We start from the raw sequence: 18,416 nt of genomic DNA, 5'->3' as shown, positions 1-18,416 counted from the left end.
GTTCCTACGAGTGCAATGAGACAAGGTCGGACAGAAAACGTTTCAGTATGAACATATAAAGCGCGGCGACGCTATCTCCGCGCGTAGATGTGATCGCCTCGTAAGCTGTCCCCATGGCGAAGTGGACACCGAAGCACGAGGCGCCGGAGCCCCTGGAAGGGCCCGTCGTCGCCACCATCACCGGCGGCACGATCCTCTGGTTCGTCCTCTTCCTGGTGCAGCTGCCCTTCTACGGCTGGTACGACGAGCACGGGCACCTGTGGTGGCTGTGGACCTGTCTGGCCGGCGGGGTGCTCGGGCTCTACGGCGTCTATTTCGTACGGAAGCGGGACGCGGCGATCAAGCGGGCGGCGGCACTCAGGTCGGGCTCGGCCGAGTAGCCCGTACAACCACCGCAGGACTTCTCTCCTCCGCAGGTCGGAACTTCCGGTCACTCGGCGGGTGAAGCCGCATTTCCGCACGTACCGTCGAATGCATGACCCATATCGACGCGGGCGCCGAGCTCGACCCCGTGCACCCCGTGCCCGCCCCGGTGCCGGCGCGCGGTCTGACCGCGGCCGAGGTCGCCGAGCGGGTGGCCCGGGGGCAGGTCAACGACGTGCCGGTGCGCAGCAGCCGGTCGATGGGCGAGATCGTCCGGGCGAACGTCTTCACCCGGTTCAACGCGATCATCGGTGTGCTCTGGCTGGTCATGCTGTTCGTCGCGCCGTTCCAGGACAGCCTGTTCGGCTACGTGATCATCGCCAACACCGGTATCGGGATCATCCAGGAGTGGCGGGCGAAGAAGACCCTGGACTCCCTCGCGGTGATCGGGGAGACGAAACCGACGGTACGACGGGACGGTGTCGCCGGCGCGGTGAGCACGTCCGAGATCGTGCTGGACGACCTGATCGAGATCGGTCCCGGGGACAAGGCCGTGGTCGACGGGGTGTGCGTCGAGGCGGACGGGCTGGAGATCGACGAGTCGCTGCTGACGGGTGAGGCCGACCCGGTGGTGAAGAAGCCGGGCGACCAGGTGATGTCCGGAAGTTTCGTGGTCGCGGGCGGCGGCGCGTTCAAGGCGGCCAAGGTGGGCCGCGAGGCGTACGCCGCCCAACTGGCCGAGGAGGCGTCCCGCTTCACACTCGTCCACTCCGAACTCCGCACCGGTATCTCGACGATCCTCAAGTACGTGACATGGATGATGATCCCGACCGCGATCGGCCTGGTCATCAGCCAGCTCTTCGTCAAACAGCACGGGTTCAAGGACTCGATCGCGCGCACGGTCGGCGGCATCGTGCCCATGGTCCCGGAGGGCCTGGTGCTGTTGACCTCGGTGGCCTTCGCGATAGGCGTGATCCGACTTGGCCGAAAACAGTGCCTGGTGCAGGAGCTTCCGGCCATCGAGGGTCTCGCCCGCATCGACACGGTCTGCCTCGACAAGACGGGCACCCTCACCGAGGGCGGCATGGACGTCACCGAGCTGAGGCCTCTGCAGGGCGCCGACGAGTCGTACGTACGCAAGGTGCTGGGCGCCCTCGGCGAGTCCGACCCGCGCCCGAACGCCTCCCTCCAGGCGATCATCGACGCCTACCCGGACGTCGAGGACTGGCGCTGCACCGAGGCGCTCCCCTTCTCCTCGGCCCGCAAGTACAGCGGCGCCAGCTTCAGCGAGGGCAACGGCGAGAGCAGTACGTGGCTGCTGGGGGCGCCGGACGTGCTGCTGGGCTCGGACGACCCGGCCCTGACCGAGACCGGGCGGCTCAACGAACAGGGTCTGCGCGTCCTGCTGCTGGCCCGCGCCACCGGCGACCTGGACTCCCCCGAGGTGGCCCGGGGCGCCCGCCCCACCGCCCTCGTCGTCCTCGAACAGCGGCTGCGCCCCGACGCGGCCGACACCCTGCGCTACTTCGCCGAGCAGGACGTCAGGGCGAAGGTCATCTCCGGGGACAACGCGGTGTCGGTGGGCGCGGTGGCGGCGAAGCTGGGCCTGGACGGCAGCGTGGTGGACGCCCGCCGACTCCCTTCCCCCCAGGGGGAGATGGCGGACTCCCTGGACGAGGGAACCGTCTTCGGCCGGGTCACCCCGCAGCAGAAGCGGGACATGGTGGGGGCGTTGCAGTCACGCGGGCACACGGTCGCGATGACCGGCGACGGGGTGAACGACGTACTGGCCCTGAAGGACGCCGACATCGGCGTCTCGATGGGCTCGGGTTCGGAGGCCACCCGGGCGGTGGCCCAGATCGTCCTCCTCAACAACAGCTTCGCGACGCTGCCGTCGGTGGTGGCGGAGGGGCGCCGGGTCATCGGCAACATCACGCGGGTGGCGACGCTGTTCCTGGTGAAGACGGTGTACTCCGTCCTCCTGGCGATCCTGGTGGTCTGCTGGCAGGTCGAATACCCCTTCCTGCCCCGCCACTTGACGCTCCTGTCGACCTTGACGATCGGCATCCCGGCCTTCTTCCTCGCCCTGGCGCCCAACAGGGAACGGGCAAGGCCCCACTTCGTCCGGCGGGTGATGCGGTACTCGATCCCGGGCGGGGTGGTGGCGGCGGTCGCGACGTTCGTGACATATCTGATCGCCCGTCACTACTACGTAGGAGCAGGCTCGTTGGACGCGGAGACGAGTGCCGCGACGCTGACGCTCTTCCTGATCTCGATGTGGGTGCTGGCGATCATCGCCCGCCCCTACACCTGGTGGCGTCTCGTCCTGGTCGTCTCGATGGGCGTCGCGTTCCTCTTCGTGCTCTTCGTCCCCGGGCTGCAGCACTTCTTCGCACTGAAGCTGGTGGGCGAGACGATGCCGTGGGTCGCGGTGGGGATCGCGGCGGTGGCGGCGGCCACCCTGGAGCTGCTGTGGACATGGGTGGACCGCCGCTTTCCCGCCTAGTGCTCACGGGAGTTGTGCAGGGGCTTACCTCACGTCGACGAAGTCACCCGTGGCGTTGACGGCCGGGGTGGTCGAGGTGCCCGCGAAGCTGTAGCGGAAGTACCCGTCGACCGTGGCCTTGGTGGTGGTCTTCAGGGTGCCCGTCGAGCTGGTGGTGATGGTCTTCAGGGTGGTGTAGGTGCTGCTGCCCTTCTTGCGGAACTGCAGCTTCACCTTCTGGCTCGCGTAGCCCGCGTACTTGTTGGTGTCCCAGTTGGCGCGGGAGAGCTTGCCGGTGACCGTGATGGTCTTGCCTTTCGTGACCGGCTCCGGGGAGGCGTCGACCGTCAGCTTGGACAGGCGCTGCACGTTCGGGGAGGCGAAGTCCATCTGCTCGGCGTAGCCGACCTTGGTGATGTCGAAGTCGCTGCTGGTCGGGTCCTGGCCGTTGAGGGCGATGGCCAGCGCACCGGCCTTCAGGGCACCCGCGTCGGCGTTGGTGAGGTCGCCCTCGTCGTCGGTGCCGGCCGGGTAGATGTCGATGACGCCCTTGCAGGTGGCGACGGTCGTCGAGGTGGCCGTGCAGGTGGCCGGGTCGTCACCGAACAGCTCGTTGGTCGGCGCGCTGTCCGGGCCCTTGTAGACGTACGCACCGGTCGCGAAGTCGGACGCGGTGATGTCGACGTCGGCGCCGTGCGTCAGCGTGTAGGTGTACGGGACCTTCACATGGCCGGTGGCGCCGACGACGAACGCCTTGTTGTTGTTCACCTTGACGGCGGAGAAGGTGGCGTCCAGCGGGTACGGCTGGTCGTCGTCCGCGGCGGCCGTGCTGAACGCGGTCTTGCCGGAGGCCGCGTGGGCGGCCTGCAGAACCTTCGCGACATCTGCCCGGTACGAGTCGGAGGCGCCTGCGGCGTGCGCGGCGGGCAGGACGAAGGCGGAGATGGCCAGGGCGCCGGAGACGGCGGCCACGGTGGCACGTATGTGCATGTAGTTCCCCACGTGGAGAAAGAGATCGTGGAGCCTGTTGGCTCACGGGATCAGATCCGTGGGGGTCGGCGGAAGTTGTACGCCGGACGGGGATTTGGGGAGTGGATTACGAAGCCCTTGCGAAGTGCGGAGAAACGGCCGCCGTCGGGGTCCCCGTCCGAGGCGGCCGTGTCTCACCGGTTGTGCCCTGTGCCTACTTCACGTCGACGAAGTCACCCGTGGCGTTGACGGCCGGGGTGGTCGAGGTGCCCGCGAAGCTGTAGCGGAAGTACCCGTCGACCGTGGCCTTCGTCGTGGTCTTCAGGTTGCCCGTGGAGTCCGACGTGATGGTCTTCAGGGTGGTGTAGGTGCTGCTGCCCTTCTTGCGGAACTGCAGCTTCACCGACTGGTTGGTGTAGCCCGCGTACTTGCCGGTCTCCCAGTTGGCGCGGGAGAGCTTGCCGGTGACCGTGATGGTCTTGCCCTTGGTGACCGGCTCCGGGGAGGCGTTGACCGTCAGCTTGGAGAAGCGCTGCAGCTTGGTCGTGCCGAGGTTGTCCTGGGTGGCGAGACCGACCTTGCTGAAGTCGATGTCGTCGGAGGTCGGGTCCTGGTCGTTCCAGTCGATGACGTAGCCGTCGGCCTTCCAGGTGGTGGCGTCGGCGTTGGTGAGGTCGGCGTCCGGGTAGACGTCGATGGTGCCCTTGCAGGTGGACGTGGTCGACGTGGTGTCGGTGCAGGTCGGCCAGTCGTCGCCGAACAGCAGGTTGTCCGGGTCGTCGTACGAGCCGCGGTAGATCTCGACGTCCACCCAGACGTCGGAGGCGTTCAGGTCGAAGCCCTCGTCGTGCGTGACGGTGTAGGTGACCGGCACGGAGACCTTGTTGCTGACGCCGGCGACGATCGGCTTGCCGTTGTTGATCTTCACGTTGGAGAACGTGGCGTTGATGGCGTACGGGGTGCCCGTGTCGTCGGCGGCGGCCGTGCTGAACGCGGTCTTGCCGGAGGCCGCCTGCTTCACGGCCTGCGAGGCCTGGGCGATGCCGTCCTTGCCGAGCGAGGAGCCGTCGGCGGCCTGCGCGGCCGGCACGACGAGGGCGGAGAGGGCCAGGGCGCCGGAGACGGCGGCCACAGTGGCACGTATACGCATGTGCGTTTCCCCTGAGAAAGAGGGGCCCCGACGGTGCTCGTCCCCCACGGCACGTCATCCCACCGGGGCCCAAGTGATCGTTGAGCCTGTTGGCTCACGTGATCAGATCCGTGACGGAAGGGAATGGTTGTACGGAGGTAAAAGAATGGTGCGAAAATTTTGGAGATCATGACGGGCCGGTGGCCGGGAGGAAGATCCCAGGTGCGGGTCAGTCGAACCATCGATCCCGCGCCAGCTCCTCCGTTCGCGAAGGGTCCTCCAGCAACGCCGCCACCTCGAAGCGGCGCGGCCACTGACCGGAGGCCCAGGCCAGGCCCGCCGCGACGCCCTCCAGGGTGGCCGCGTGGAGGACGGCGTCCGGCGTGAGGCGCCAGTCCAGTTCCACGCCGTCCACGACGAGTTCCTCGTGTTCGACGTAGGTGGAGGGGGTGCGGGGGCCGAGGAGGACCCGTACGGAGTCCGGTACGTCGTGTTCCGTGCCCTCCGAGTCCACCTCCCCCGTGACCGACTCGCTCAGCCGCCGCACCTGGAACAGTTCCGCCAGCTCGGCCGCCCGTGCCGGGCGTACCGGCAGCAGGGGGACGCCCTCGGTGAAGGGGAGCAGGTCCGGGGAGTCGACGACCACCGCGTCGGCCGCGTCCACGACCTCGACACGGCCGTCGACCACGGCGCGCAGCTCGTCCGGGAGGGTCACCTGGTCGGGGTCCAGTTCCGCCAACGCGCCGTAGAGCGCGTGGAGTTGGGCGCCGGTGACCGGGCGGTCCGGGTCGGCGAGGCGGTCCAGCAGCTCTGCCGCTCCGCCCGGCTCGTCGAGGAGGGCCGAGACGGAGGTGCGTACACCCAGGGCCCGTAGCACCTGCTCGTCGTCGAAGCCGGTCGCGTCCGCCTCGTCGTACAGGCCTCGCAGGAGGGGGTCTCCGCCGGAGGCCAGCAGGCCCGCCGGGCGGCGGCCGTCCAGCACCGGGTGGCCGCGCAGCCACCATGCCGTGTAAGGGCGTACGACCTCGTGCGTGCCGTCGGGGAGGAGGATGCGGACCGGCTGGGTCAGGGCGTCCCGGAGCGGGGGCTGGGCCAAGAGGGCCAGCGCCTGCGGCCACTTGTCCTCGTCCACCAGGTCCAGGTCCCGTACGGCGATCAGCTCCGTGGCGACCGGCGGGACCGGTGTGTCCGGGAAGCGGTCCAGGACGTCCTCGCTCCAGACGTCCACGGCGTCCAGCAGCCCCGCGTCGTCGGGCTGGGCGAAGTCGCCCTCGCGGGGCTCCAGTTCGTCCGGGTCCAGGACGACGTCCGTGGCCCGTACGAGCGCGAAGTTGGCGAGCACTCCGCAGGCGGCCAGGGGGCCCTCGCCCCAGCGGTCGGCCAACTCCGCTTCCACGGTCGCGAGTTCGTCCTCCCGCATGACCTGGTGGAAGGGGCTGCCGGGGAAGACCAGTTCGCCCGCCGGCGCCAACTCCCCGTCCTCGTCGGGGAGGGCGAGCGCGCCGAGCCACGGTTCGTCGCCGGGTTCGAGGCCCGCGTCCCGTACCAGGGCCAGGACCGTGTCCGCCAACTCCTCGGCGTCCGGGGCCTCCTGCTCCCAGTCCAGCCCGCCCTCGTCGTCGAGGGAGGCGGCCACGGCGGCCCGTACCTGGGGGGTGGTGAGGACCGCGCGGGGCGTGGCGGGCAGTGCGCCGAGCTTTTCGAGCAGAGGGTGCGCCGCGTCCGGGTGGGCGACCTTCAGACCGAGGCGGGTCAGCACCTCCGGGTCGATGTGGGCGGCATCGGGGCTGGGGAGCAGTACCTGGCGGGGCCCGATGGTCGTACGGCCGTCCGCGAGCGGGACCGGGAGGCCGGAGAGCCTGTCCGGGTCGACGCCCGCGAGGCTGTCGTAGAGCCGTCGCCACCAGCCGGGGTCCTTCTCCAGACCCGCCAGGCGGTCGACGGCGTCGGTCAACGGCACTCGGGCGACGCCCAACGTCCGCAGTTCCACGCGGCGTTCGAGCCCGGCGGGGAGAAGGGTCGGGAGCACTTCCGCCAGGACCCGTACCGTCTCGGCCCCCGCGCCCTCGACGACCTCCGCGTCGCGGGGGCGCAGGGACTCGGGCAGGGCGAGGTCGGGAGCGTGGCCTTCGGCCGGTTCGGCGTCGTGCGACGCCCCGGTCGGATACGGGCCGTGGCCCTCGGCCGGCTCGGCGGCGGGCGGCAGGAAGGAGGTGCGCGGGAGCCGTTCGAGGATCGCGGCCCTCAGCGCGCCGTCCAGCTCGCCCTTCCCGAGCGGGCCGGGGACCAGGCCGATGATGCCTTCGCCCACCGGGCGCCAGTCGGCGAGGAGTTCGGCGTAGGCGTCGGCCGCGCGCTGGACGAGGTGGTCGGTCAGCGGGCCGGGGGCGGCGTGCCGGCGGGTGGTGTCGAGGGGGAAGGAGGCGATGAGGAGGGCGGGGACGCCGAGGGCCTCGTCGCTGGGGGTGGGGGCGTGGACGACGGGGGCGCTGCGGGGATGGGTGGGGCTGCCGTCCGCGTCGGCCGGGACGGCCCACATCACCGACCAGTGGGGGCGCAGGCGTTCCTCGACCGGGCGGTCGGCGAGAAGGTCGGGGGTGAGGGGGCCGTGGGCGGAGGAGGTACGCCAGCGGGTGACACCGGACTGCGAGTCCTCCACGACCGTGAAGGGGCCGTCGGTGGACCGGCGCAGGGTGCGGGCGGTGTCGGTGCCCGTCTCCACGATCACCTCCTCCAGGCCGGGCAGGGCGAGGAGGAGGGCGTCGTCGACGGCGGTCAGCAGGCGCTCGGCGAGGTCGCCGGCGGCGGCGTCGCGGAGGGGAAGGATGACGACGGTGTCGTACGGGTCCGGGGCGGTCCCCTCGGCCGCGAACGGGAGCCGGAGGAGCGGGACATGACCGTCGCGCCGCCGGATCTCATCGCCCAGCCCCGGGCTGTGCCGTGCGGTCTCCGCGGCCAGCACCCGCGCCTCGCCCAGCGACCAGCGGACGCCGCCGTGGCGGCCGACGACCGCGGGCTCGTCGGTGACGGCGAGGACGGCGGAGAAGCCGACGCCGAAACGGCCGACCGCGCCCTGGTCGGTGTCCCGCTTGGCGGAGGCACGGAGGGTGGCGAGGGACTCGACGCCGGCCGCGTCGAGGGGGGCGCCGGTGTTGGCGGCGAACAGGACGCCGTCGCGGAGGGTGAGGCGGAGGCGGCCCGGTACACCTGCCCTGGCCGCCGCGTCGGCGGCGTTCTGGGCCAGCTCGACGACGAGTCGGTCGCGATAGCCGCCGAGGACCAGGTCCTCCTCGGCGTTGGCGTCCTCACGGAAGCGGGCGGGGCTGGTGGCCCAGGCATCGAGCACGCCTCGCCTGAGGCGGGCGGTCCCGAACGGGTCGGCTCCCTCGGCTGCGGGCCGCACGAACTTGCTCACGTTGACTCTCCTCATCGGCGTGGGGTCGAAGGTACCGCGACGTGGGGGGACGGAAACTCACGGAGGGGTGTGGCACCCGGGGCTGCCGACGCCGGGCGGGCTCCCGCACCATCACCCCCCGTGGTCACCCACCCCGATCCCGCGGTCCTGTATCCCGACATCGCGGCCCGAGGGAGCCTCGCGCTCCGGGCGGTGGCGCGGGAACACGGCTTCTCCCTCCCCGTGACCGGCTCGCCCTCCGATCCGCTGCGCCACGCGGCCGTCGAGAGCGCGCTGCCGCACCGCAGCGCCCTGTCCGTGAGCGCGTGGGCGGTCGAGCGGGCATGGTCGATCCGCGGCGAGGAGTCGTTCCAGCGCATGGCGCTCGTCGAAGGCCGCACCGAGGAGCTGGCGCAGGTCGCCTTGGCCGCACGTGCGTGGCACGAGGGGGCGCCATTGGACGACGTCCGCCGGGCCGCGCCGTTCGTGGAGCCGACCGGCCGGTTCGAGGTGCCCGACCACGACCCCGTACGCCTGACGGCGCTGCGGGGGCTCAACCCCTGTGCGTGCTCGTGGAGCGGACCCGAGCTGAAATTCGCTGTGTGTGGTCGGAGCACGGTGATAGACAGCCGGAGTGGAAGAGACTCTGGAATTCCCCGTCCTGCTGCGGCTGATCGACGAACGGTCGACCGCGTTCCGCGCCGCGGTCGCCTCCGCGCCGGACCTCGACGCGCAGGTGCCGACCTGCCCCGAGTGGACGCTGCTGGATCTGGTACGACACCTGGGCGAGGTACAGCGCCGCTGGGCCGCCAACGTCGCCGCGGGACCTGCCGACGGCCCCGCGCCCATGACCGCCCCGGACGCGCCCCGGGAGCGCGAGGCCCTGCTGGCCTGGTCGGCCGAGTCGACGGAGCAACTGCTGAGCGCCCTGCGGGAGTTCGGCCCGGACCACGACTGCTGGACGTGGTGGGGGAAGTCGGCGTCGCCGCGGACCAGCGGCGCGGTCGCCCGCCATCAGGTCCAGGAGGCCACAGTCCACACGTACGACGCCCAGCTCACCGCGGGTGCCCCGCAGCCGCTGCCCTCCGAAGCGGCACTCGACGGTGTCGAGGAGTTCCTGTCCACCTGCTGCGCATGGATGGGCACCTGGCGGCACGAGCCCGCCACCGTCGACTACCACGCCACCGAGGGCCGCTCCTGGCGCCTGTCCCTCTCCGCGGACGGCGCCCGGTTCACCCGTCTCCCGGCGCCCGCCACAGCGCCCGCCACCGCCACCGCCCAGGGCACGGCCGCCGAGCTGGTCCTCGTCTTCTACGGCCGTATTCCGCTGGACTCCCTCAAACTCGACGGCGACCGACGCCTGTTCGACCTGCTGCGGGAGTGGGACCCGGAGGACTAGGCGGCGGCCAGCTTGGCCAGTCGGCCGGAAGCAGGAGCGGACCTCCGAACCGGGCCACGACCGGGCCCGTCCCCGCCCCGCGTCAGCGTCATGCAGGGGCGGGCGGTGGCCGGCCATCGCTCTACGTCGTCGGCCGGTATGCCCCGCGCAATCGCCTTGTCACGGAAGGGACTCAACCGGTCCCACATCTCAGGAGGCATGGGCAGACCGTAGAGGGAGGGACTGCGTCACCGTCGGCCTGAGCCACACGACAGGCCCTAGCTGTGACCCAGCTCCGCCACGTCATCGTCCGTCAGCACCGACACCGACCCCGAATCCGCCGCAGGCCGCAGCGGGAACGGGTCGACCTTCGTCTCGTCGATCACCGGCGGGGCCGGCTGGGGCGGCTTCGGCATGACCGCGGCCTCCGAGTGGCCACCGCAGCCGTACGCCAGGGACACCACATGACCGTCCGCCGGTGAGAACTCGTTGGCGCAGACGCCGAAGGCCTGCCCCAGGGAGCCGCCGATCGGCTGGAGGAAGCCGCAGCTGACGCAGGACGCCGGGGCCGCCTGGGCCATCGGGGTCTTGGCGCCGTACGACTCCTCCCAGCGGTCGGCGGCGACGTGCAGGCCGTAGCGGGACAGGACACGCGCCCGGCGCATGCCCAGTTCCTCGGCCACCGCCGCGATCGTGCCGCGCAACGGGACCACCGGAAGGTTCGCCGGGGTGCCGCCCGTGACCTCCGCGTCCTCCGCCTCCACCAGCTCCGCCATCTCCTCGGAGACGGGGGAGGCGGGCGGCGGCTCGTCCTCGCCGGAGTAGCCGGGCTCCAGGCGGAGGTCCTCGGCGTCGGTCGGGAGCAGGTCGCCCGGGCCCATGTCGCCGGGGCGCAGGCGCTCGCTCCACGGGACCCACTCGGGGGCCAGGAGGGCGTCAGGGCCGGGGAGCAGGACGACCTCGTCCAGCGTCACCACCTTCGCGCGGGACGCGCGGGCGACGGTGACGGCCCAGCGCCAGCCGCGGTACCCGAGCTCCTTGCACTCGAAGAAGTGCGTGACAACACGGTCGCCCTCGGTCTCCACACCGGCATGCTCGCCCACCACACCGGGCGCGGCCGCCTCCTCGGCTGCGGCGCGGGCGAGGTCGACGGCCTCGGCACACAGGCGGTCTGGGGTGCGGCTTCGCGTTGTCGCTGCGCTCACAGGTATCGCTTCTCTCCTACGCCGTCACTCGGGTGCGCCGGCCTGAAGGCGGTTGGGAGCGGACGGAGCGGACCGAAGGACCGCGTCGACGTCCGCGCCCGATCGCGCTCGGGCGCACCTCATGCATCCATTCTGCGGGATGTTTGAGAGGCGCGCGGCCGAGAACGTTCGCCACGGCGCGCTACGCACGCTACCTGTTCGAGCCCGCTCGGCCTACACCGACGTGATGGTTCGTTCACTTCATAGGCGTTCATACGCGCGGTAACCGCACTACCCACAGCCAACTAGGGGCACTATGACGAGGTGGCAACCGCGAGGACACCCCAGAGAGCGACGGGAATCCGAAGTGGTTCGGGACGGTGGACCGGTCCCGTCCGCGCAGTCGGCCGTGCCCTGCATCTTCCGTTCACGGGGACGGCCCGTGGCATCAGGAAGGCCACGCACGCGCACGGAGCCGGCGAATCCGGGCTCGGCAAGCTGATCGAACTGCACGCCGTGAACGGCGCGGGCGACCTCATGATCACCATCGCCCTCGCCTCCACGGTCTTCTTCTCCGTGCCGACGGACGAGGCGCGGGGGCGCGTCGCGCTCTACCTCGCCATCACCATGGCCCCCTTCACCGTCCTCGCCCCCGTCATCGGGCCGCTCCTCGACCGCCTCCCGCACGGCCGCCGCGCCGCCATGGCCGCTTCGATGCTGGCCCGCGCCCTGCTCGCACTGATCATCGCCAGCGCCGTCACCAGCGGCAGCCTCCAGCTGTATCCGGCCGCGCTCGGGGTGCTGGTCGCCTCGAAGGCGTACGGGGTGGTCAGAAGTGCCGTGGTCCCCCGTCTCCTCCCGCCGCGCTTCTCCCTCGTGAAGGCCAACTCGCGCGTCACCCTCGGCGGGCTCCTCGCCACCGGTGTCGCCGCCCCCATCGGTGCCGGGCTGCACGCCATCGGACCGCGCTGGCCGCTCTACGGCGCCTTCGCGATCTACATCTGGGGCATGTTCCTGTCCTTCACGCTCCCGTCGAAGGTCGACTCGGCCAAGGGCGAGGACGTGGCGCTGCTGGCGGCGGACGAGGAGCATCTGCACGGGCCGCATCTGAAGCCCCTGAAGCGTCCGGGGCTCAGGACCGTCGGCATCGCCGTCACCCACGCCCTCGGCGCCAACGCCGCCCTGCGCTGGCTCTCCGGCTTCCTGACCTTCTTCCTCGCCTTCCTGCTCCGCGAGCACCCGCTGACCGGGTCCAGCGCGGCCGTGTCGCTGGGCATGGTGGCCGTCGCGGCGGGCGCGGGCAACGCGCTCGGTACGGCGGTGGGGGCGGGGCTGCGACAGCGGGCGCCGGAGATCATCATCGTGACCGTGGTCGCGGTGGTGCTGGGCGCCGCCATCGTCGCCGCGATCTTCTTCGGGGCGTTCCTGGTGGCCTGCCTCACCGCGACGACGGGCTTCTGCCTGGCACTGGCCAAGCTGTCCCTGGACGCGCTGATCCAGCGGGACGTGCCGGAGCTGGTGCGGACGTCGGCGTTCGCGCGCTCGGAGACCATGCTGCAGATGGCCTGGGTGCTCGGCGGGGCGATCGGCATCGTGATGCCGCTGAACGGCCCGGCGGGGTTCTGCCTGGCCGCCGCGGTCATCGCCCTCGGCTGGGTCACGACCGTCCGCGGGCTGCTGAGTTCCGCCCGGCGCGGGGCCGGCACGAAGCCTCGCGTGGCGTAACACACAGGCACGTCGTACCCCACGTAAGGAAGGCGTGAGGCACGCCCGATAGCCTTCGGCCATGACCTTCCTGCAATCCGTTGTGCGACGCCGCCGCGCCGTCGCCGCCGCCGGCGCCGTTTCCGCCGGACTGCTCGTCCTGTCGGCCTGTGACAAGCCGACGCCACTGTCGACGATCACGGTCGGCCGCTCCTCCGTCAGCGAGGAGGCCACCTGCGGCGGGGAGGGCAAGAACCTGAACACCGCGGACCTGACGCAGTGCCTGAAGGACAAGGACATCAAGTCCATCAAGGTCGACCCCGACGAAACGGTCCGTATCGGCGTCGACCCGAAGATCGCCGACAAGCGCTGGACGATCCTGATGAACGGTCAGCCGCTCACCGAGGACAGCGACAAGACGTACCGCACCGTCCCGGGCAGCGTCTTCTTCAACCAGCAGTACGGCGCCACGGGCAACTCGACCCTGGTCTCCATCAAGGCCGGCGACGGCAAGAAGAGCGGCACCGGCGTGACGGGCCTGTGGTCCTTCAAGCTGAAGAAGGACGACTGATCGCTGCCGCTGGGCTTCGCGTGCTTGTGGCCACCGCGGTTCCCGTGGAGAGGGACGCGGTGGCGCGGGCGTTCGCGGGGACGGTCGGTGAAGTGCGGCTGCCCGGGGTGACGCTGGGCCGACTGGCTCCACAGGCCGCTGAGCCGGCGGTGGCGCTCGACCTCGCCGCCGTCGGGGTGGGTCCTGCCCTTTCCGCCGCCTCCACCTCCTCCGCCCTCACCGCCGCCGCCCTCTCCGGCGCCCCCTACGACCTCGTCGTCTCGGCCGGTATCGCCGGCGGCTTCCCGCCCGAGGCGCCCGTCGGCTCGCTCGTCGTGGCCGACGAGATCACCGTCGCCGACCTCGGCGCCGAGACCTCCGACGGCTTCCTCCCGGTCACCGAGCTCGGCTTCGGTGCCGTCAGCCACCGTCCGCCGGAAACACTCGTACGAGACCTCGCGGCCGCCACCGGCGCACGCACCGGCGCGATACTCACCGTCTCCACCGTGACCGGCACCGCCGAGCGAGCCGCCGAGCTGCGTGCGCGTCACCCCCGTGCCCTCGCCGAGGCCATGGAGGGCTTCGGGGTGGCCGAGGCGGCCGCCGCACACGGGGTGCCCGTGCTGGAGATCCGTGCCGTCTCCAACCCGGTGGGCCCCCGCGACCGCGCCGCCTGGCGCATCGGCGACGCGCTCACCGCCCTGACGACGGCCTTCGGGAAGCTCGCACCCGTCCTGGAGAGTTGGAACCCACATGACCAGTGAGCAGCCACTGCAGATCGCGTACTCCCCCTGCCCGAACGACACCTTCGTCTTCGACGCCGTCGCCCACGGCCGCGTCCCCGGTGCCCCCGCCCTCGACGTGACCTTCGCCGACATCGACATCACCAACGGCATGGCCGAGCGCGGCGAGTTCGACGTGCTGAAGGTGTCGTACGCCGTGCTCCCGTACGTCCTCGACGAGTACGCGCTGCTGCCGTGCGGGGGCGCGCTGGGGCGGGGCTGTGGGCCGCTGGTGCTCACGCGGGAGGCGGGGGCGGACCTGACGGGCCGTACCGTCGCGGTGCCGAGCGAGAGGTCGACGGCGTATCTGCTGTTCCGGCTGTGGGCGGCGGACACCCTGCCCGGCGGGGTCGGCGAGATCGTGGTCATGCCCTTCCACGAGATCATGCCCGCCGTGCGGGACGGGAAGGTCGACGCGGGGCTCGTCATCCACGAGGCGCGGTTCACGTACCAGACCTACGGGCTGCACAAGCTGGCCGACATGGGCGAGCACTGGGAGCAGACGACCGGGCTGCCGATTCCGCTGGGGGCGATCATCGCGAAGCGGTCGCTGGGGGCGGCGGCCCTGACGGGTCTGGCCGACGCGATCCGCGCCTCGGTGCGGGCCGCCTGGGACGAGCCGGAGGTGTCGCGGCCGTATGTCATGGAGCATGCGCAGGAGATGGATCCGGCCGTCGCGGATCAGCACATCGGGCTGTATGTGAATGAGTTCACCGCGGATCTGGGGGAGGACGGCTACGCGGCGGTTCGGGGGTTGTTGACCCGGGCGGCCGCGGAGGGGTTGGTGCCGGCGCTCGGCCCGGATGCGCTGGCGTTTCCCTGACGCGGCGGTAGCCGCACCTTCAGTACGGCCCCGCGCCCCTACGGGGCGTTCTGGTCGCCGTCGCCCAAAGGTGTGCGGGGTGGCCACTGGGCCAAGGAGAGCATGCCCAGGACCTTGCGGATGAGGAAGATCGCCAGGGGGACCTCCACGCAGACCGCGAGGGCCGCCGAGAGCCAGACGTCGGGCGTGCCCAGGGCCAGGGACACGTCGAACCAGGCGTCGCAGAGCAGCAGGGCGGCCGTCGCGGAGGCCGCCACGGCCACGGCACGGTGGCGGAGCCAGCCGAGCAGGGTCGTGGTGGCCATGGCGAGCACGAGCAGGGCGTCGAAGCCGACCCAGGCCGTACGCCACTGACGGACCGTGTAGCCGCTGGGCAGCATGAACCACAGCACGATCGTCCACGGGACGAGGCCGACGGCGGACACGGTCAGCAGCTCCAGGGTGTGCCGCCGCTGCCGCCGGATCCGCTCCAGGAGCTCGGGCGACGGCGTCGGGACAGCGGTGGCCCCACCACCGGGCTGGGTTCGTATGTCGCTCACGTCGGCTGTTCCGCAGGGTTACACGTCGAGCTGGTCGGCGACCGCACGCAGCAGGCCGGCGATCTTCTTGCCCGAGACCTTGTCCGGATAGCGGCCCTTCTCGAGCATCGGCGTGATGTTCTCCAGAAGGGTCGTCAAGTCCTGGACGATGGAGGCCAGTTCGTCCGGCTTCTTACGGGTGGCCGCCGCGACCGAGGGGGTCGGGTCGAGAATCGTCACGGAAAGGGCCTGGTCACCGCGTTGTCCGGCGACCACACCGAACTCAACTCGCTGTCCCGGCTTGAGTGTGTCGACTCCGGCGGGGAGGACCGAGGAATGGACGAAGACGTCACCGCCGTCGTCACGGGAGAGAAAGCCGAAGCCCTTCTCGCTGTTGAACCACTTGACCTTGCCGGTAGGCACGTCTGTCCTCGTCCTCGTACTCGTCGGAAAACTGCTTCTGGAAACTGCTGATGAACGGCTCTTGATAGCACTTGGGCGGGTCGTCGCGGACCCGCCGGTACCAAGGCTAATGGTCTTCAGGCCGGTGACAAGACGTCGCCGGGTTGTTCCTTCGCGCTGGGAACTACCCTGGTCCGGTGCGTGACAAAACCCAAACGAATTCCGCCGCTCCCGGTGACCGACTGATCCGTGCCGGTGCCATCGTGTTCTTCGTCGGTGCCGTGGCCACTCTCGTCACAGTGGCTCCGCTGTTCCTCCACGCGAAGCCATTTCCGACCTACATGTTCGGACTGAGCATGCTCATGGGCGTCGGCTTCCTGATCGCCGCCGCCGGAGTGCTCCAGTCGATTGCGGCCGGACGGCGTCAGGCGCGGACGGGGCGGTAAGTGCCGTCGGGATCGGAGGGGTCGTATTCGGCCAACCAGCCGGGAAACTCGGTGAGATCGCCGAGCACGACATCCGCTCCGGCGGTGGTCAGTTCCTCGACGCTGCACGGCCCCGTGGCCACGGCGACGGACAGTGCGTCGGCCTTACGTGCCCCGCGCACATCGCCGATGTGATCACCGACGTAGACCCCGGCGCCGTGCTCCCTCAGCGCCTCCGCCTTCCGCTCGGCCCACAGGTCACCGACCAACTCGTCGGGCCGGATGCCGAGGTGCTCCAGGTGCAGCTTGGCGTTCGGCTCGTACTTGGCGGTGACGACGATGGCCCGCCCACCGGCGGCGTGCACGGCGTCGACGGCCTCGCGCGCACCGCTCATCGCGGGCGTGGCGGTGATGGCGATCGTCGGGTACATCGACCGATAGAGATCGGCCATCTCCTCGATCCGCTCCTCCGGGAACCAGTTGATCAACTCCTCGGCGAGCGGCGGCCCGAGCCGCGTCACCGCGAGGTCGGCGTCGATGTACGTCCCGGTGCGCTCGGCCAGCGCCTCGTAGCAGGCGCGGATGCCGGGCCGGGAGTCGATGAGGGTCATGTCGAGGTCGAAGCCGACGGTGAGGGCGGTGGCGGGAGCAGGGGCGGAGGAGGCGGCCATATGGGCCATTGTGCCCAGCCGGTAAGGCGCTGATTCGCCCGGCGGGTGTGACGTACACCTACATCGGGGGACGCCCTGGCGTTCGGCTACGGCCTCCGCTGCGAGCGCCACACGACGAACAGCGCCGACAGCACGGCGGCGCCCCGCACGACCCACGGCCAGGTCTGGGCGATGGCGTCGTTCATGTGCCCCTGGGCGATGGGATCACCCCACCGCCCGTTCTGCCGCCCCCACAGCCACGCGATCCCGGCCGCGACGGCGATCCCGGGCATGCCCATCACGGCCCACTTCGACTCGTTCTGGGTGAGGCGCCGGGAGGCGTAGGCGATGAGCCAGCCGAGCAGCAGGGCGAACCAGTTCCCGAGGGCGGCGCCGACGACGAGGAGCGCGGCGGCGAGCAGCAGGAGGGGGTTGCTCCAGCGGCCGGAGGGGAGGGGGAGGAGACGGCGTCGGACAGCGGGGGCGGCCGGGGCGGAAGCGTCCGCCTCGGCATCCGCGTCCACGTCCACGGCCTTGTCGGCCGCCGGTGGCAAGGGCACCGCGTCCGGCGCCTGCCGCGGCCGCGGGGGCGGCTTGAGCAGCCCGGGGATCTCCACGCCACCGATGAACCCCGGGGGCAGGTTGTCGTCCTCCAGTCTTGCGCCGCCCACCCGCCACCAGTCGGGCGGCGCCGCACTGCCACCGAGCTCGTCGGTACCGGCGAGGTGGGGCGGGGTGGGACGGTCGGAGGGGGTGGGCGTCTCGGGTCGACCGGACTTGGTGAGTCGGTCGGACTTGGTGAGTCGGTCGGATTCGGTGAGCTTGGTGGAATCGGCGGACTTGGCGGGACGCGGGCGAGGCACGACCCGGCCCAGCCCTCCCAGCCCCTTCCTCCGCTCCCCGTCCCCCGGCTCGTCGTCGCGCTGGACCGGCACATGGGTGGGAGCGACCGGGGCCGCACCGTCGCCGTCCGCGCCGCCCGCCGCCTTGACGACCTCGTCGGGGGTGCCGAGCCGGGAGATGATCCGGCGGACGGCGGCGGGGCTGTCGACGGCGGCCTTGGCCCGCCGCCGGTCGATCTCGTTCCGCAACTCGGAGACAAGACGCATACGGGCGCCCGAGGGCAGCTGCTGCTGCTGGGCCAGGTCACCGACACGGCTCAGATACTCGTAGACGACCTTGTCGCTTTCGATCCCCACGAAGTCCCCTCCGGGGTTGGTGCGTTGGACTGCCCTGAGCACGAAGGTAGCGCAGGCCAGCTGCATCCAGCCCGCCCCGACGCACACCCACGACACCAGCTCAGCCCATCCCAGCCCGTCCGACGCACACGAGCGAGACCACCTCAGCCCATCCCAACCCCTCCGACCCACACGAGCGAGACCACCTCAGCCCATCCCAACCCCTCCGACCCACACGAGCGAGACCACCTCAGCCCATCCCAACCCCTCCGACGCGCGCGAGCGAGACCGGCTCAGCCCATTCCAACCGGTCCGACGCGCACGGGCGAGACCACCGAAGCCCCTTCCAACCCGTCCCGCGCACGGGCGAGACCACCTCAGCCCATCCCAGCCCCCCCCAACCCCTCCGACCCACACGAGCGAGACCACCTCAGCCCCTTCCAGCCCGTCCGGCGTTTGAGGACGAGGCCGTTCAGGCCGAA

General features: G+C 71.0%; 16 protein-coding genes. 8 read left to right on the top strand and 8 right to left on the bottom strand.

All coding sequences use genetic code 11. The annotated features are described in order from the left end of the window. Positions 1 to 113: 113 nt before the first annotated feature. Both ACWC09_RS17515 and ACWC09_RS17510 read left to right on the top strand, forming a co-directional pair. On the top strand, positions 114 to 380 hold the full coding sequence (locus ACWC09_RS17515) for a DUF2530 domain-containing protein (RefSeq protein ID WP_450851414.1): 267 nt from the start codon (positions 114 to 116) through the stop codon (positions 378 to 380). Positions 381 to 475: 95 nt separating this feature from the next. Further along, a complete protein-coding gene (locus tag ACWC09_RS17510; RefSeq protein ID WP_450851413.1) occupies positions 476 to 2,869 on the top strand; it encodes a cation-translocating P-type ATPase in 2,394 nt (797 codons plus the stop codon). A 24-nt stretch (positions 2,870 to 2,893) separates the two neighbouring features. On the opposite strand, the gene ACWC09_RS17505 is transcribed toward ACWC09_RS17510, so the two are convergent. The 3 genes from ACWC09_RS17505 to ACWC09_RS17495 all read right to left on the bottom strand — a co-directional run bounded on the left by ACWC09_RS17505 (position 2,894) and on the right by ACWC09_RS17495 (position 8,361). Beyond that, a complete protein-coding gene (locus ACWC09_RS17505) occupies positions 2,894 to 3,838 on the bottom strand; it encodes a hypothetical protein (protein WP_450851412.1) in 945 nt (314 codons plus the stop codon). Positions 3,839 to 4,031: 193 nt separating this feature from the next. Then, positions 4,032 to 4,967 carry a hypothetical protein gene (locus ACWC09_RS17500; RefSeq protein WP_450851411.1) on the bottom strand — a complete coding sequence of 312 codons (936 nt, stop codon included), beginning with the start codon at positions 4,965 to 4,967 and terminating at the stop codon, positions 4,032 to 4,034. Positions 4,968 to 5,175: 208 nt separating this feature from the next. Next, positions 5,176 to 8,361 carry a sacsin N-terminal ATP-binding-like domain-containing protein gene (locus ACWC09_RS17495; RefSeq protein WP_450851410.1) on the bottom strand — a complete coding sequence of 1,062 codons (3,186 nt, stop codon included), beginning with the start codon at positions 8,359 to 8,361 and terminating at the stop codon, positions 5,176 to 5,178. A gap of 613 nt (positions 8,362 to 8,974) precedes the next feature. Here ACWC09_RS17495 and ACWC09_RS17490 point away from each other — a divergent pair. After that, positions 8,975 to 9,739: a maleylpyruvate isomerase family mycothiol-dependent enzyme gene (locus ACWC09_RS17490; protein WP_450851409.1), complete on the top strand. Its 765-nt coding sequence runs from the start codon at positions 8,975 to 8,977 to the stop codon at positions 9,737 to 9,739. 257 nt (positions 9,740 to 9,996) lie between these two features. Here ACWC09_RS17490 and ACWC09_RS17485 read toward each other — a convergent pair whose 3' ends face one another. Beyond that, entirely contained in the window at positions 9,997 to 10,923 is a 927-nt protein-coding gene (locus tag ACWC09_RS17485; protein WP_450851408.1) for a DUF3027 domain-containing protein, read from the bottom strand. 303 nt (positions 10,924 to 11,226) lie between these two features. Here ACWC09_RS17485 and ACWC09_RS17480 point away from each other — a divergent pair, with 303 nt between their 5' ends. From ACWC09_RS17480 to ACWC09_RS17465, 4 genes are all read left to right on the top strand, one after another. Beyond that, complete coding sequence (locus tag ACWC09_RS17480) at positions 11,227 to 12,627, top strand: MFS transporter (RefSeq protein WP_450851407.1); 1,401 nt, start codon at positions 11,227 to 11,229, stop codon at positions 12,625 to 12,627. A gap of 61 nt (positions 12,628 to 12,688) precedes the next feature. Continuing rightward, entirely contained in the window at positions 12,689 to 13,177 is a 489-nt protein-coding gene (locus ACWC09_RS17475; RefSeq protein ID WP_450851406.1) for a DUF2771 domain-containing protein, read from the top strand. Continuing rightward, positions 13,147 to 13,920 (top strand): futalosine hydrolase, encoded by a 774-nt coding sequence (locus ACWC09_RS17470; RefSeq protein WP_450851405.1) that lies wholly within the window; start codon positions 13,147 to 13,149, stop codon positions 13,918 to 13,920. Before ACWC09_RS17475 ends, ACWC09_RS17470 begins: the two co-directional genes overlap by 31 nt. Further along, the gene (locus tag ACWC09_RS17465; RefSeq protein ID WP_450851404.1) at positions 13,910 to 14,761 is read left to right on the top strand and encodes a 1,4-dihydroxy-6-naphthoate synthase; all 852 of its coding nucleotides are present in this window, start codon (positions 13,910 to 13,912) and stop codon (positions 14,759 to 14,761) included. Before ACWC09_RS17470 ends, ACWC09_RS17465 begins: the two co-directional genes overlap by 11 nt. Before the next feature lie 38 nt (positions 14,762 to 14,799). Here ACWC09_RS17465 and ACWC09_RS17460 read toward each other — a convergent pair whose 3' ends face one another. Together ACWC09_RS17460 and ACWC09_RS17455 are read right to left on the bottom strand one after the other, a co-directional pair. Continuing rightward, the gene (locus tag ACWC09_RS17460; protein WP_450851403.1) at positions 14,800 to 15,300 is read right to left on the bottom strand and encodes a hypothetical protein; all 501 of its coding nucleotides are present in this window, start codon (positions 15,298 to 15,300) and stop codon (positions 14,800 to 14,802) included. A gap of 18 nt (positions 15,301 to 15,318) precedes the next feature. Then, on the bottom strand, positions 15,319 to 15,702 hold the full coding sequence (locus ACWC09_RS17455) for a cold-shock protein (RefSeq protein ID WP_356350062.1): 384 nt from the start codon (positions 15,700 to 15,702) through the stop codon (positions 15,319 to 15,321). A gap of 176 nt (positions 15,703 to 15,878) precedes the next feature. Here ACWC09_RS17455 and ACWC09_RS17450 point away from each other — a divergent pair, with 176 nt between their 5' ends. After that, positions 15,879 to 16,127 carry a hypothetical protein gene (locus tag ACWC09_RS17450; RefSeq protein ID WP_450851402.1) on the top strand — a complete coding sequence of 83 codons (249 nt, stop codon included), beginning with the start codon at positions 15,879 to 15,881 and terminating at the stop codon, positions 16,125 to 16,127. Here ACWC09_RS17450 and ACWC09_RS17445 read toward each other — a convergent pair. Continuing rightward, entirely contained in the window at positions 16,106 to 16,777 is a 672-nt protein-coding gene (locus tag ACWC09_RS17445) for an HAD family hydrolase (protein WP_450851401.1), read from the bottom strand. The two genes, ACWC09_RS17450 and ACWC09_RS17445, sit on opposite strands and share 22 nt — an antisense overlap. 86 nt (positions 16,778 to 16,863) lie before the next feature. Continuing rightward, entirely contained in the window at positions 16,864 to 17,955 is a 1,092-nt protein-coding gene (locus ACWC09_RS17440) for a hypothetical protein (protein WP_450851400.1), read from the bottom strand. Between the last annotated feature and the right edge of the window lie 461 nt (positions 17,956 to 18,416).

The organism is Streptomyces sp. NPDC001617 (assembly GCF_053596855.1).
The sequence above is the reverse complement of the archived record's forward strand: the minus strand, read 5'-3'. Positions and strand labels throughout refer to the sequence as shown.

Coding starts and splice junctions, on each gene's coding strand:
- ACWC09_RS17515 (WP_450851414.1), top strand. CDS start 114: ATGGCGAAGTGGACACCGAAGCACGAGGCGCCGGAGCCCCTGGAAGGG.
- ACWC09_RS17510 (WP_450851413.1), top strand. CDS start 476: ATGACCCATATCGACGCGGGCGCCGAGCTCGACCCCGTGCACCCCGTG.
- ACWC09_RS17505 (WP_450851412.1), bottom strand. CDS start 3,838: ATGCACATACGTGCCACCGTGGCCGCCGTCTCCGGCGCCCTGGCCATC.
- ACWC09_RS17500 (WP_450851411.1), bottom strand. CDS start 4,967: ATGCGTATACGTGCCACTGTGGCCGCCGTCTCCGGCGCCCTGGCCCTC.
- ACWC09_RS17475 (WP_450851406.1), top strand. CDS start 12,689: ATGACCTTCCTGCAATCCGTTGTGCGACGCCGCCGCGCCGTCGCCGCC.
- ACWC09_RS17465 (WP_450851404.1), top strand. CDS start 13,910: ATGACCAGTGAGCAGCCACTGCAGATCGCGTACTCCCCCTGCCCGAAC.
- ACWC09_RS17445 (WP_450851401.1), bottom strand. CDS start 16,777: ATGGCCGCCTCCTCCGCCCCTGCTCCCGCCACCGCCCTCACCGTCGGC.